We start from the raw sequence: 12,232 nt of genomic DNA, 5'->3' as shown, positions 1-12,232 counted from the left end.
AACATGCAGACCACATTGAGTGAACACGCCAGAACCCTGCCGCGCGCCGAAGAAGCCGAACGTATCCTGCGCAGTTGTGTGCATTGCGGTTTCTGTAACGCTACGTGTCCGACCTATCAATTGCTGGGTGATGAGCTGGACGGTCCACGCGGCAGGATCTACCTGATCAAACAAGTGCTCGAAGGTCAGCCGGTCACCGAGAAAACCCGTGTGCATCTGGACCGCTGCCTGAGCTGTCGCAATTGCGAGACCACCTGCCCGTCCGGGGTGGATTACCACAACCTGCTGGACATCGGTCGCGCGGCGGTGGAGGCCCTGGTGCCGCGGCCACTTGCAGAACGCGTGCTGCGTGAAGGCTTGCGTCGCGTCATCCCCCACCCCGGACTGTTCAAATCCCTGACCGGCATGGGCCTGAAGTTCAGGCCGTTGCTGCCGCAAACCCTGGCCACCAAGCTGCCGGAGACGGTCCATCCTGGCGGACTTCGCCCGCACACCGGTCATGCGCGCCAGGTGTTGCTCCTGGAAGGTTGCGTTCAGCCGGGCCTGTCGCCAAACACCAATAGCGCTACGGCGCGGGTACTGGATCGTCTGGGCATCGGCATTACGGCGGTCAGCCAGGCGGGTTGCTGCGGCGCCGTGGATTATCACCTCAATGCACAGGAGGCAGGGCTGGACCGGGCGCGGCGCAACATCGACGCGTGGTGGCCCGCGTTGCAAGGCAGTGCTGAAAGCCTGATCCAGACGGCCAGCGGCTGCGGGGCCTTCGTCAAGGATTACGGCCACCTGCTGCGCCATGATCCAGCCTATGCCGACAAGGCCGGGCAGATCAGCGCGCGAACCAAGGATCTGGTCGAACTGCTGCGCGACGAACCGCTGGAAACCCTCGGCATCAAGACCGATCAGCGCCTGGCGTTTCACTGCCCGTGTACGCTGCAACACGCGCAAAAACTCGGCGGCGAAGTCGAGCGTGTCCTGACTCGTCTAGGCTTCAATCTGACCACAGTGCCGGACGGTCATTTATGCTGCGGCTCTGCAGGCACCTACTCCATCACCCAGCCTGCCATCGCCCGTCAACTGCGCGACAACCGCATGAACGCACTGGAGAGCGGCAAACCGCAGGTGATTGCCACCGCCAATATAGGCTGTCAGACCCATCTGGCCAGCGCCGGCCGAACGCCAGTGCGGCACTGGATCGAACTGATCGACGCGGCGCTTGGCACGCCTGAATCACACTGAACGCCATTCGATAATCACTACTCCGGAGAGCTCCATGAAGATCAAAGCCGTACTGACCCAGACCGAAGTCAGCCTGATGCTCGGTGCCGCACGCGAAGAGGCGCAGGCCAATGGCTGGGCCGTTTCCATCGCCGTCGTTGATGACGGCGGCCATTTGCTGGCATTCGAGAGACTGGACGACGCCGCACCGATCAGCAGCTACATCGCGATCGAAAAAGCCCGCACCTCGGCACTCGGCAAACGTGAGTCCAAGGGTTACGAAGAGATGGTCAATGGCGGGCGCACTGCATTCCTGAGTGCTCCGCTGCTGACTTCCCTGGAAGGCGGTGTGCCGATCATCGTCGACGGCCAGGTGATCGGTGCGCTGGGGGTTTCAGGCGTGAAGGCCGAACAGGATGCTCAGGTCGCCAAGGCCGGCGTCGCAGCGCTTGACGCCGACTGACGGTCGACCCGGCTGGTAACACGCAAGCCAGGCCATTGCAGGAGTCTTCATAGCCGGTAGATCGAAATCCAGCTCATGTCCGGATGACTGGAATAGATGTACGTGCCGGTCTTGTTGAGTACCGCACCGCCTACCGACGGAAAATAAGCGATGCAGGTGGCGATGCCCTTCACCGTGTCGATCCGGTAAACGTCGTAATTACAGGTATAGATCGCGTAGACATAGCGGTCATCCGAGGTCACTCCGATGACTTTCACCGGGTAGCCTTGCGTGCCGATCCTTTCCCGATAGAAGGTTTTGTTGGTCGCCGAATCGATGATGTAGACCTCGTCGATGCCACCGACATACAGCCAGGCGCCATCGGAACTGAAGGCCATCGAACGCGGGTCGGAGAAGCCGGGAATGTCATGTTGCAGGTAATCGACCTTGCTGATCGCAAGAACATCGGTAGGCGCGGTCCGGTCAACCAGCATGGTTGCGTAAAACCTGTCGTTCAACGGGCTGATCCCGAGGGCCAGTGATGCGTTGGTCAGGGCACCCAGATCGAACTCGTTTTCGACCGTGTAATTCTCGGTCTCGATGAGGCGAATCAACCCGCCGAGCGCGTTCTGAAAGGACAGGCAGATAAAACGGCCATCGGCACTGCACAGGATCCTGTTGACGTTGGCTGCAGGAAGTATCCTGATCACTTCGCGCATGCGCGTATCGACCACGTAGCACCTTTTCTGGCCGATGGTGTAAAGCCTTTTGCCATCGGGGCTCAGGGTAATCGCGCCTGCCCCTGCCCGCTTGATGGCACCCGTTACGCTGGCACTGGCGATGTCGACCACACTGACTTCGCGACCACTTTCATGAGCGACATACAACGTGGTTTCATCAGGGCTGATAGCGATCTCTGCGGGTACGAAGCCCAGCGGGATAATGCCGGTCAGCCAGGCGATGTCCAGGGGGACACCTGGACCGACGGGGTCGACGATATGCGTCAGGGCTCTAACGTTCTGAGATGCTTTTTTTTGCATTTCTCTCACCTTCAATAGGTCTTGTAAGACCGCCAGAACGGGGAATAGATAAGAAGATATATCCCCGTCATCCAACGATGCGGCCAAGACACTTATGCCGCTCCGAGCCAAAAACGTAGGGTCATTGAATACTCAACACGGGGGGATGGGTACTGTCAGAAATAACAGTCGAAATGTGCCGAAACCGTTCGAATGAGGGTATCGACAACAGTGCAGGACAGCACGGTCGGGCACTCCAGCCCGGAGGCATCGAGCCCGCAGAGCGCCCCTACCATTGGTCAGTGCAATGACCCGGGGAAGGATCGCCAGGGCTGGTCGGGGAAAAGATTCAAGAGCTTTCCCGTACCACCAGTTCAAACCCTAGATCGACCTGCGGGTGCTGGGTGACTCCGTCCAGCAGGCCCAGCAAGACCTGAGCAGCACGCTGTCCGACTTCTTCCCTGGGTGTGCGAATCGAGGTCAGGCGCGGCACCATGTGCGCGGACCCAGGCAGGTCGTTGAAGCCCACCAGAGAGACCCGTTCGGGAATCGCGACCCCCAGGCGCAAGGCCTCCAGCGCAGCGCCCTGCGCCAGGTCGTCATTACAGAAGAACACCCCGTCGACATCCGGATGCTGGTCAAGCAGGCGCGCGAACAACTCCCCGCCCAGACCGATCGAGGAGGCCTGGCGTGTCGAGACCTGCAGCGCGGGGTCGAACAGCCCGGCGTCTTCCAGCACCCGACGGAACCCGGTGCCACGTTGCAGCACACGAGGGTCGAGCTGGGCGGCCATGTATGCCAGCCGATGGCGGCCACGCCCGAGCAGGTGCCGCGCAGCTTCGGCACCGGCCTGTTGCTGCGAGAACCCGACGCAATAGGCGCCCAGGCGAGTGTCGAGTTCCATCATGTGCACGCAGGGTATGCCGCTGGTTTCAAGCATCTGGCGGGACGCTGCCGTGTGGTCGAAACCGGTCAGCAGAATACCGCGCGGGCGATTGACCAGATGGTTGCGCAGCAGCTTCTCTTCCTCTTCGGGTGAGTAATGGTAGTTGCCGATGAGCACGTCCAGGCCGCGCACGCGCAACACGTCCTGAATGGCTTCCAGCGTCTCGATGAACAACTGGTTGGAAAGCGACGGCACCAGCACCACGACGGTCTGACTGCAGGAAGAGGCCAGCGCCCTGGCTGCCGGGTTGGCCACATAACCCAGGCTCTGCGCCGCAGCACGGACCTTTTCGACCAACTCGGGCGCCACGGTGCTGATACCGCGCAAGGCTCGCGAGGCGGTGATCGGAGAGACGCCAGCCAGCTTCGCCACTTCATTGAGCGTGGGGCGACCAGTCGAGCGGGAACCAATGCGTATCATGCGTTGCCAACTAACATAAGGGTTGCCAAATGTGTCGAATGCCCCATAAGGTAGCGCTGTCTCATGGAACGTGACAATGCTTTATCGCTGGTTTCACAGGGGTTACCCGATTCGGGTCCCGCGGAGAACAGCCTCCCATGCTTATTGATGAGCCCAAAACAACGACAAATAACTGGAACAGTCCGGGATAAGACTTATGTCCCCCCGAAAGAAGACAGCGCTGTCTCCAGATGAGGTGCCTACTGTGACAACTGCGAATACTGCTATTTCCGCCCTTGTGGTGATGGGTGTATCTGGCTGCGGCAAAAGCGCCGTCGGTGCCGAGATTGCCCTGAACAGCGGCGGCCGCCTGATCGAAGGCGACGCGTTCCATCCTCCAGCCAACATCGAAAAGATGAGCGCCGGAACCCCCCTCAACGACGAAGACCGTGCCGGCTGGCTGACCCGCCTGGGCGAAGAGATGGCTGCCGCCCTCGCCAACGGTGAACACCCGGTTCTGACCTGCTCTTCGCTCAAGCTCATCTATCGCCAGCGCCTGCGTGATGCGGTGCCAGGCCTGGGTTTCGTTTTTCTGGAACTCAGCAAGGAACTCGCCAGCGAACGCTGCTCGCACCGGCCTGGGCACTTCATGCCCGCCAGTCTTGTAGACAGCCAGTTCGCGACCCTCGAACCGCCCTATGGCGAACCGCTTACATTGATCGTGGACGCGTCCCAGCCTATCGATGTCATCGGCAAACAAGCCGCAGCATGGTGGAAAGGCTCTCACGCCTGATAAAGGCGTGAGTGCAAAAGACAGCGCTGTCTTGCGCACACACGATTGAAGTCGGCGCTGTTAACAGTTCCTTAAAACAATAAACCGGAGAGACATCCATGTTCGGTATGACCCATGAGACGTTCCTGCTCGTCGATGCGTTGGTGACCATCGTCGGCCTGGTGCTGCTGATCACCACCTTCAAGGTGCACCCTTTCGTCGCGTTGACCCTGGCGGCAGGCTTTCTTGGCCTGACCTCGGGAATGCCGGTCGAAAAAGTCATGAAATCCTTCCAGGACGGCTTCGGCGGGGTGCTGGGCTTCGTCGGCATCATCCTTGGCCTGGGCACAATGCTCGGCAAGCTGATGGCTGACTCGGGCGGCGCGGACCAGATTGCGCAAACGCTGATACGCACGTTCGGCAAACAGAAAGTGCACTGGGCAATGATGTTCTCTGCCTTCCTGGTGGGCATCCCGTTGTTCTTCGAGATCGGTTTTGTCCTGCTGATCCCGCTGGTGTTCATTGTTGCGCGGCGCACCGGCGTGCCCATCGTCAAGATCGGCATCCCGCTGCTGGCAGGCCTGTCAGCCGTACACGGTCTGGTTCCGCCTCATCCGGGTCCGTTGCTGGCCATCGGCATCTTCGGCGCCGATATCGGCAAAACCATTTTCTACGGACTGATCGTTGCACTGCCGACGGCCATCATCGCCGGCCCGATCTTCGGTAACTGGATTTCCAAAAGCATCCCCGGTACGCCGTCCAAGGAACTGATGGATCAGATCGCCAAGGAATCGAGCACTGAAAACCTGCCAGGCTTCGGCATCACACTGGTGACCATCCTGCTGCCAGTCTTCCTGATGCTGCTCAAGACCTTTGCCGATGTGGTGTTGCCGGAAAACAACATGTTCCGCATCTGGATGGACCTGATCGGTCACCCGATCACCGCCCTGCTTGCCGCGCTGTTGCTGGCGTTCTACACCTTCGGCGCCGCACGTGGTTTTGATCGCAGCAAAATCATGAAGCTGCTGGACCAGAGCCTGGCTCCAGTGGCGGCAATCGTCCTGATTGTGGGCGCAGGCGGTGGCTTCAAGCAGATGCTGGTTGCCAGTGGCGTGGGTGACGTGATCGGACACATGGCTGTGCAGGCGCAGATCAACCCGATCATGCTGGCCTGGCTGGTAGCGGCGGTCATCCGTATCGCAACCGGTTCGGCGACGGTGGCAACCATTACCGGTGCTGGCATCGTAGCGCCGGTGGTCGGCCTGATCCCAGGCGTCAATCGCGAGCTGCTGGTGCTGGCAACCGGTGCCGGCTCGTTGATCCTGTCGCACGTCAATGACGCCGGGTTCTGGCTGGTGAAGCAGTACTTCAACATGACCGTTGCCGAGACCTTCAAGACCTGGACGGTGATGGAAACCATCCTCTCGGTCGTCGGCCTGATTTTCATCATGCTGTTGTCAATGGCGGTGTAAACCCCGAACGAGCCTTCGCGGGCGCTGAAACCCGCGAAGGCCTGGCCCTGCCTCACACCTGTGCATCCCTTCCCAGCCCCCCCGTGGTACCCAGCATCAGCGTGAACACCAAGGTGATCCGCAGACCCTTCCTACACACTCGCTCAGCACTTTCATTTGAATTTTCAGAAAGCCCGGGCAATCTGGTGCAGTCGTGCCTACGCTTGTACTCATATCGAAATGGCTCAGGCAGCACCGTCGGCTAAGATGATGATGACCCGGAACGGTGCAGCGGTTGACGTTACTTTTTATATGACGCCAGTAAATACGGGCATTTTCACGTCGAAACGGGCAGAATTGGCGCACTCGTCGTATCCGGGATGCAAATCTCGATGACAAGAAAATGAACCGAGGGAATTTAATTCACCTGTGCGACGTCATAAGACGGATGCATTTGGATGCACTCGGCAACAATCACCACGCAAAGGCAAACGCCAGCCTCTTGAGAGAGGCGTTTTCAAGAGGCCATCAAGGAAAAGATTATGTTGATACTCACTCGCAAAGTAGGCGAAAGCATAAATATCGGTGACGAGATCACCGTCACGATTCTTGGCGTTCAAGGGCTTCAAGTCCGCCTGGGCATCAATGCACCCAAAAATGTTTCAGTGCATCGTGAAGAAATCTACAAACGTATCCAGGCAGAACTGGCTCCCAACCAGGACCCACAATAATTCCCGCACTACCCCCTTATTCAATGCTGACCTGCCGTTTATTGGCAGACCGGCCGTACGGCGTCCCTGGGACGCCGTTTTTTATGACCACCAACCTGCGCTGCACCAGCCTAACCGGCCTGAAGGCCTAAAGCCGCTTGCATGAATCCTTCCGAAATGAACGTCTCGACAGCTACAGGCTGATGAGCGAGTCTGCGTGTGACCGCCTCCAGTACCACTCGGCTGGCATCATGATGAAACTGCCAGACGCCATATATCCGGCCGTCGAAGGCTGGCTCGCTGCCCAAGTGCGGATCGACGCCCAGCCCGGCGCCAAGACCGAAAAGATGCAGACCCTTGACTCGACGGCCGTGCTGGTCGAACGGGCAGCCGCCAGCGTCCGAGTCTAGTCCCCCCTTGGCCTCGCGCAGGCTGACAAGGTTGCCATCGGCATCCTTCAGTCTGGGCAACACGGGCTGATAACCAGAGCACTGCACGATCACAGCCGAATCGGCCAGAACTAGTCGGGCCTGCTCGTGTTCATCGGGGCGTCCGCCCAGTGTCTGCAGCATCTGTACGCGCACGCCGGTTTTGCCTACGCGACCGCTTTGCAACGCTTCGCGCCCGATCTCCAGCGCACGGTAACGCAAACCTCCGGAACGGTTGACCCGACCTGAAACCGAACAGACATCAAGCTGCGCGTCAAATACGTAACCGGCCGCGTGCGCCAGTTCAACACTTTCGTAAAACAGCCTGATGCTGCTGCGATGGACGAGTGACAGTTCCTGCAAGCCGGCAAACTCCAGTGCATCCGCCAGATTCTCCAGCGTCGAAAAAGCGCTGTGAGATCCCCCGACGATGGTGATGCGCCCGTTATCGGCCAGCGCCGGGGCAAACACTTCGCGCAACTGCACCGCGTTCATGCGCAGCAAGCGGTCAGCGCTCTGGACAGTGCAGTGGTCCGGCAGCGTCAGGCCTTGTCGAGCAAGATCATCGATCAGGTGTTGTGGATCCTGGCGCCCGCCCAGGTTGAGTACCAGCGCCTGACAGCGCACGCGTCTTTTGCCGTACACGCTGTCAACGTGCAGACAAAACTCGTCACCCTCGCATATCACCTCATCCAGGCGCGTGCCGGACCAGACTTCTACACCATAACGTTGCACGATGTGGTCCAGCACCAGCCTGGATGCCTCGGCCATGAGCAGGCCCACATCCGACAGTTGCGGCGCGCTCTGTGCCTGAGCCTTGATGCGCCAGTAAGCTGCGGAGTTTTCCAGGGGTTCGAATACCTCGCGCAATGCCGGATCGCGAAGACAATCAATGAACACATCGCCAACCGAGTTGGCAGTGATCCGGTAATCTCCCAGCGCACCCGTACCGGGCCGGTCACTTGCATCAATGACAATCAGTCCTTTGGCTGCGAGCCCGGGCATCGCGCCGCTTTTCAGGGCGTTGAACAAAAAGCCCATGCCCGCGAGCCCTGCGCCACCCACCACGCAACCGCAGGCTGTTTCCATACAGGTATCAAACATAATGATGCTCCATCGTCATTTTCATACGTGGGTGCAGTCCAGAAGTTCTGGAGGGTCGAATACCTGATTGATAAAGCGAATCAGCGTCCCTGCACGATTCGAGGCAAAACACATGCAGCACACTGCACACTCTCTCACTCACGGCACCTGTGAGCCGCCATGGTCAGAAAAAGTGTTCTTCACAAAAAATTACAATAGGTAAAACAGACACAAGGCCTTAAGTTCAGACCTGACAGGAATAAGACGTCATGCTACCGCCCTTTTTTAACCCAGCGCCTTTATCAACTTGAGAAGAGTGACAATGCGTTACAAAATAAATCGGGCAACTGAATAGTTGCAAAGAAAAGCAAGAGTGTCAAATGGGCTGCAAGCAGCGGCAACGGCCCGGAACGCTTTATAACCTGATGATTTGAATGAGCTTGTATCTTTCAGCCGTGGAAGCCCCCTTCAAAAGAGCAGTTGTCGACGACATTACAGCGTTCAACGCGTTCAACTTATTTTTTATCGTCTGCGCTAAAAACAACAGGCTTTCGACGCTGTTAATTTGACGAGCACACTACCGATGTGCGCCACCCAAGGGTCCGCGCTCATGAAGAGCAGAAGAGCCCCTCTCCCAGCACTGAATGCGATTGATAAATCGACCCATGGAAACGACAAGGCCCCGATCAGCGATGATCAGGGCCAGGTACCGTAATGCCGGAGCATCAGCGGGGTGCAGCGGTATCAGGCAGCGCTGTAGTAAGCTTTCGCGACTCGAGCCGTCACCGGCACTTCACGCAACTCGGCCACCAGCTCAGCGATGTCCCGGACGGTCTTGATACGGCTGAGCGGCAGTTTCTTCTGACGCTGGGTGCGCCCGGATACCGGGTGGCTTATCTGCACATTCATCTGCTCATCGGCAATCGTACAGGTGCAACGCAACGGCAAAAGCGCACGTTCAACCATACTCCTGAGTTCTAACTCGGACAGTCCACTCGCGATCATTTCTTTATCTCCTTATGTGTGTAAGCATGTCCCGACCGTGACAAAATCTTGATAATTTTTATTGTTGATGACTTTTTAAAAACGGCCCGCGCCAGCCCGCCAATTATCTGTCGCCACTCACGTGATGCTTAAACCCGTTATACACTGCGCCCTGCACTTGAGGCAACTTCCATAACTGAATATCGACAACCCTTTTAACGCAGTTTTTTATTGACGGCGTCAACAGAAAAAACGATTCACTGCCCTATTCATCAACAAAATGGCACTTGAGGTGAACCCGCGTGGATAAACGGCACGTAAAAGAAGGAAGTTAAGACTGACGAACGGTTGAAGCCTGAAACGGATGCGGCTCTTGCAAGGCACGCCCGCTCCGTCGAAAAGAGTCGTGCGTGCCCTGCTCGAAACTTACTCTTGCGTGTCTTGCATGTTCTCTTCTGCGTCGATGCCGGACAGCCGCAGATGAATCAACGCCACACGCTCGCCGCGCTTATCGCGCTTTTCTTCGATATGGAATGGACGGAATCCCATCCGTGGATAGAACAGCAGGCCAGGGACGTTATGGTTATAGCAGGAGGCGACCATTTCAGTGGCCTCATGCTTGTCGAACGCGATCCCCATCATGGTGGTGATCATGAAGCGCCCTACCCCTCTGGACCGGGCTTTCGGGGCGATGATGACATTACCCAGCGAACAGCGGCCGCGAAATTTGCATTGAGAAAAATTGGCAAAACCTACCACTTCGCCGTCCATTTCAATGACGGTCGAATCATACCTTGTCTCAAGCGCTTGGCCGAGTTGCGAGGCGGTCAGCGGGTACGTTGCCCCGGGGAACATATAGAACAGCTCATCGGCATTCTGCGGCAGCTCGCAAATGAGGGGGACGTCTTTTTCTTCCAGGGGACGGTGAGTGAACATAGGCGGTAACCTCTTGAAGAAATTGAAGAAAGCGCGGGAATACAGCAAGCAGATCGGCGAATCCGGCGACGGTAGATGACAAAAACACAGCGCCCTCGCCCACACAGCATAATCCGCGGCTATCGAAAAGGGCTACCTCAATAACAAAACGTGCTAATAAGCGTCGTTGTCGATGCTGCCTTTAGGCCACATTGCGCAAGGTATTGAAGCCACGGGTTTTACTCGCCTCGGTCTTTCAGTGCTTGCGACGCAGGTACGCAATATCCTGTAACCCGGCGTTCGTCGGCTGGTCTTGCATCCCGGATGCAGATTCTGCATTTATTTCATTTTGTTGACCGGACCATTCCTCTTATGTCGATTTCGCCGCTGGCTCGCTTCAAAGCCCGTCCGCTCAGATGGATTAGCATGATAACCGTCATCCTTGGCCTGCCCGTCGGCTGTGCAGTGCTTGAACACAAGGAGCGCGAACTGGTGTTCCGCATCGAGCCCGGTACCGCCAGCTGGTACAGCGGTCTGCCGGCAGATGTGCAGGAAATCGAACTCAGTACACCGGCATTCGGCACCTCGCAGAATATCCATGCATGGTGGTGGCCCGCTGCGGACAAGAACGCTCCGGCGGTGCTGTACCTGCATGGATCACGATGGAACCTCACCGGCCAGCTGTTCCGTATCCAGCAACTCAAGGCGCAGGGCTACTCGATACTGGCGATCGATTACAGGGGTTTCGGACAAAGCATGGGCCAACTACCGTCGGAGAAGTCCGTGTATGAAGACGCACGTATCGCCTGGGAACGTCTGAAGCAGTTGCAACCCGACCCGCAGCGCAGACTGATTTATGGGCACTCTCTGGGCGGTGCGGTGGCAGTGGATCTGGCTGCGGAGCTGGGCGAAAACGCTGAAAAGGACAATGTGCCGATTCAGGCCCGCGGGCTGATCATAGAATCCACGTTCACCAATCTGGCCGATGTGGCCACCGCGCTGGCCAACACCTCACTGCCGGTGCGCTGGCTGCTGTCGCAGAAGTTCGACTCGCTGGACAAGATTGCAGACATCCATATGCCGGTGCTGATCGTGCACGGCACCGAGGATCGCTATGTACCGGCTCGCTTCAGCGAACAGTTGTTTGCAGCCGCGCAGGAACCCAAGAAGCTGCTGTTGGTGCCTGGCGGTACGCATAACAACAGCATGCAGCTCGGACAGCCCGCTTACAGCCGGGCCATTCGTGCCCTGTTCGATAAACCTGCATCGCTGCCTCAGGTGACAAAACAGGGCGAGGACTCAAAGAACGCCGGTTAGACAGCGCCGGGCGCGTGGCAGTAGTCTTCGGACTCATGGCCTAAGGACCCCGCAATGAACTGTATTGTCGAATATTCAGACCCGCATCACCGCCTGGCGGTCATCCAGCTGTGGAAGACCGTCTTCAATGACGACATGCCACACAATCGCCCAGACCTGTCGATCGACAAGAAACGGGCTGTCGACGACCATTTGTTCTTCGTTGCACTCGCGGATGACCAAGTGGTCGGGACCCTCCTTGCTGGCTACGACGGGCATCGCGGCTGGCTGTATTCGGTTGCCGTCGATCCGCAACAGCGCGGCAACGGCCTGGGCACCCGGCTGGTCAGGCATGCAGAAAAGGCGCTTGCGGATCTCGGCTGCGTGAAGATCAATCTGCAGATCCATACCTTCAATGAGAGCGTGCAGGCCTTCTATCGAACCTTGGGCTATACGCCTGAACTCATTATCAGCATGGGCAAGCGGATCGATGCCAACGTAACGGCTCAGTCCTGAGCCGAGCGCTCTCTGTTTGCCGAGGCGACCGAAACCATCGGGCGCCTCAATCATTT

12 protein-coding genes are annotated in these 12,232 nt (G+C 57.9%); 7 read left to right on the top strand and 5 right to left on the bottom strand.

What is annotated here, in order from left to right:
• Positions 1 to 3 precede the first annotated feature (3 nt).
• The gene (glcF, locus tag JOE29_RS08450) at positions 4 to 1,236 is read left to right on the top strand and encodes a glycolate oxidase subunit GlcF (protein WP_099315496.1); all 1,233 of its coding nucleotides are present in this window, start codon (positions 4 to 6) and stop codon (positions 1,234 to 1,236) included.
• Positions 1,237 to 1,270: 34 nt separating this feature from the next.
• On the top strand, positions 1,271 to 1,678 hold the full coding sequence (locus JOE29_RS08445) for a heme-binding protein (protein ID WP_003344090.1): 408 nt from the start codon (positions 1,271 to 1,273) through the stop codon (positions 1,676 to 1,678).
• Between the two features lie 47 nt (positions 1,679 to 1,725).
• On the opposite strand, the gene JOE29_RS08440 is transcribed toward JOE29_RS08445, so the two are convergent.
• Complete coding sequence (locus JOE29_RS08440; protein ID WP_044313244.1) at positions 1,726 to 2,697, bottom strand: YncE family protein; 972 nt, start codon at positions 2,695 to 2,697, stop codon at positions 1,726 to 1,728.
• 328 nt (positions 2,698 to 3,025) lie between these two features.
• Positions 3,026 to 4,042 carry a LacI family DNA-binding transcriptional regulator gene (locus tag JOE29_RS08435; RefSeq protein ID WP_016568529.1) on the bottom strand — a complete coding sequence of 339 codons (1,017 nt, stop codon included), beginning with the start codon at positions 4,040 to 4,042 and terminating at the stop codon, positions 3,026 to 3,028.
• A 283-nt stretch (positions 4,043 to 4,325) separates the two neighbouring features.
• Between JOE29_RS08435 and JOE29_RS08430 the strand changes: the two genes are divergently transcribed.
• The 3 genes from JOE29_RS08430 (at position 4,326) to csrA (ending at position 6,975) form a co-directional block, all read left to right on the top strand.
• Complete coding sequence (locus JOE29_RS08430; protein ID WP_003344097.1) at positions 4,326 to 4,814, top strand: gluconokinase; 489 nt, start codon at positions 4,326 to 4,328, stop codon at positions 4,812 to 4,814.
• A 98-nt stretch (positions 4,815 to 4,912) separates the two neighbouring features.
• Complete coding sequence (locus tag JOE29_RS08425) at positions 4,913 to 6,265, top strand: GntP family permease (RefSeq protein WP_003315860.1); 1,353 nt, start codon at positions 4,913 to 4,915, stop codon at positions 6,263 to 6,265.
• Positions 6,266 to 6,786: 521 nt separating this feature from the next.
• On the top strand, positions 6,787 to 6,975 hold the full coding sequence (csrA, locus tag JOE29_RS08420) for a carbon storage regulator CsrA (RefSeq protein ID WP_002554157.1): 189 nt from the start codon (positions 6,787 to 6,789) through the stop codon (positions 6,973 to 6,975).
• A gap of 110 nt (positions 6,976 to 7,085) precedes the next feature.
• Here the strand turns inward: csrA and JOE29_RS08415 are convergent, their stop codons facing one another.
• From JOE29_RS08415 to JOE29_RS08405, 3 genes are all read right to left on the bottom strand, one after another.
• Positions 7,086 to 8,486 (bottom strand): pyridine nucleotide-disulfide oxidoreductase, encoded by a 1,401-nt coding sequence (locus JOE29_RS08415; RefSeq protein WP_044313245.1) that lies wholly within the window; start codon positions 8,484 to 8,486, stop codon positions 7,086 to 7,088.
• A 723-nt stretch (positions 8,487 to 9,209) separates the two neighbouring features.
• Complete coding sequence (locus tag JOE29_RS08410; protein ID WP_044313246.1) at positions 9,210 to 9,470, bottom strand: DUF1652 domain-containing protein; 261 nt, start codon at positions 9,468 to 9,470, stop codon at positions 9,210 to 9,212.
• 405 nt (positions 9,471 to 9,875) lie between these two features.
• A complete protein-coding gene (locus JOE29_RS08405; RefSeq protein ID WP_044313247.1) occupies positions 9,876 to 10,385 on the bottom strand; it encodes a GNAT family N-acetyltransferase in 510 nt (169 codons plus the stop codon).
• Positions 10,386 to 10,736: 351 nt separating this feature from the next.
• Here JOE29_RS08405 and JOE29_RS08400 point away from each other — a divergent pair, with 351 nt between their 5' ends.
• Both JOE29_RS08400 and JOE29_RS08395 read left to right on the top strand, forming a co-directional pair.
• Positions 10,737 to 11,681 carry an alpha/beta hydrolase gene (locus JOE29_RS08400; protein WP_210079350.1) on the top strand — a complete coding sequence of 315 codons (945 nt, stop codon included), beginning with the start codon at positions 10,737 to 10,739 and terminating at the stop codon, positions 11,679 to 11,681.
• Positions 11,682 to 11,735: 54 nt separating this feature from the next.
• Positions 11,736 to 12,176: a GNAT family acetyltransferase gene (locus JOE29_RS08395; RefSeq protein ID WP_044313248.1), complete on the top strand. Its 441-nt coding sequence runs from the start codon at positions 11,736 to 11,738 to the stop codon at positions 12,174 to 12,176.
• The last annotated feature ends 56 nt before the right edge of the window (positions 12,177 to 12,232 follow it).

This window comes from Pseudomonas sp. PvP009 (assembly GCF_017832995.1).
GTDB classification, from domain to species: Bacteria; Pseudomonadota; Gammaproteobacteria; order Pseudomonadales; family Pseudomonadaceae; genus Aquipseudomonas; species Aquipseudomonas syringae.
Note: the sequence above shows the minus strand (reverse complement) of the source record. Positions and strands in the feature narration are given on the sequence as shown.

Bases quoted from the DNA above. Each gene is read 5' to 3' on its own strand.
- JOE29_RS08415 (WP_044313245.1), bottom strand. From the start codon at position 8,486: ATGTTTGATACCTGTATGGAAACAGCCTGCGGTTGCGTGGTGGGTGGC.
- JOE29_RS08400 (WP_210079350.1), top strand. From the start codon at position 10,737: ATGTCGATTTCGCCGCTGGCTCGCTTCAAAGCCCGTCCGCTCAGATGG.
- JOE29_RS08425 (WP_003315860.1), top strand. From the start codon at position 4,913: ATGTTCGGTATGACCCATGAGACGTTCCTGCTCGTCGATGCGTTGGTG.
- JOE29_RS08445 (WP_003344090.1), top strand. From the start codon at position 1,271: ATGAAGATCAAAGCCGTACTGACCCAGACCGAAGTCAGCCTGATGCTC.
- JOE29_RS08410 (WP_044313246.1), bottom strand. From the start codon at position 9,470: ATGATCGCGAGTGGACTGTCCGAGTTAGAACTCAGGAGTATGGTTGAA.
- JOE29_RS08395 (WP_044313248.1), top strand. From the start codon at position 11,736: ATGAACTGTATTGTCGAATATTCAGACCCGCATCACCGCCTGGCGGTC.
- JOE29_RS08405 (WP_044313247.1), bottom strand. From the start codon at position 10,385: ATGTTCACTCACCGTCCCCTGGAAGAAAAAGACGTCCCCCTCATTTGC.
- JOE29_RS08440 (WP_044313244.1), bottom strand. From the start codon at position 2,697: ATGCAAAAAAAAGCATCTCAGAACGTTAGAGCCCTGACGCATATCGTC.
- glcF (WP_099315496.1), top strand. From the start codon at position 4: ATGCAGACCACATTGAGTGAACACGCCAGAACCCTGCCGCGCGCCGAA.
- JOE29_RS08430 (WP_003344097.1), top strand. From the start codon at position 4,326: ATGGGTGTATCTGGCTGCGGCAAAAGCGCCGTCGGTGCCGAGATTGCC.
- JOE29_RS08435 (WP_016568529.1), bottom strand. From the start codon at position 4,042: ATGATACGCATTGGTTCCCGCTCGACTGGTCGCCCCACGCTCAATGAA.
- csrA (WP_002554157.1), top strand. From the start codon at position 6,787: ATGTTGATACTCACTCGCAAAGTAGGCGAAAGCATAAATATCGGTGAC.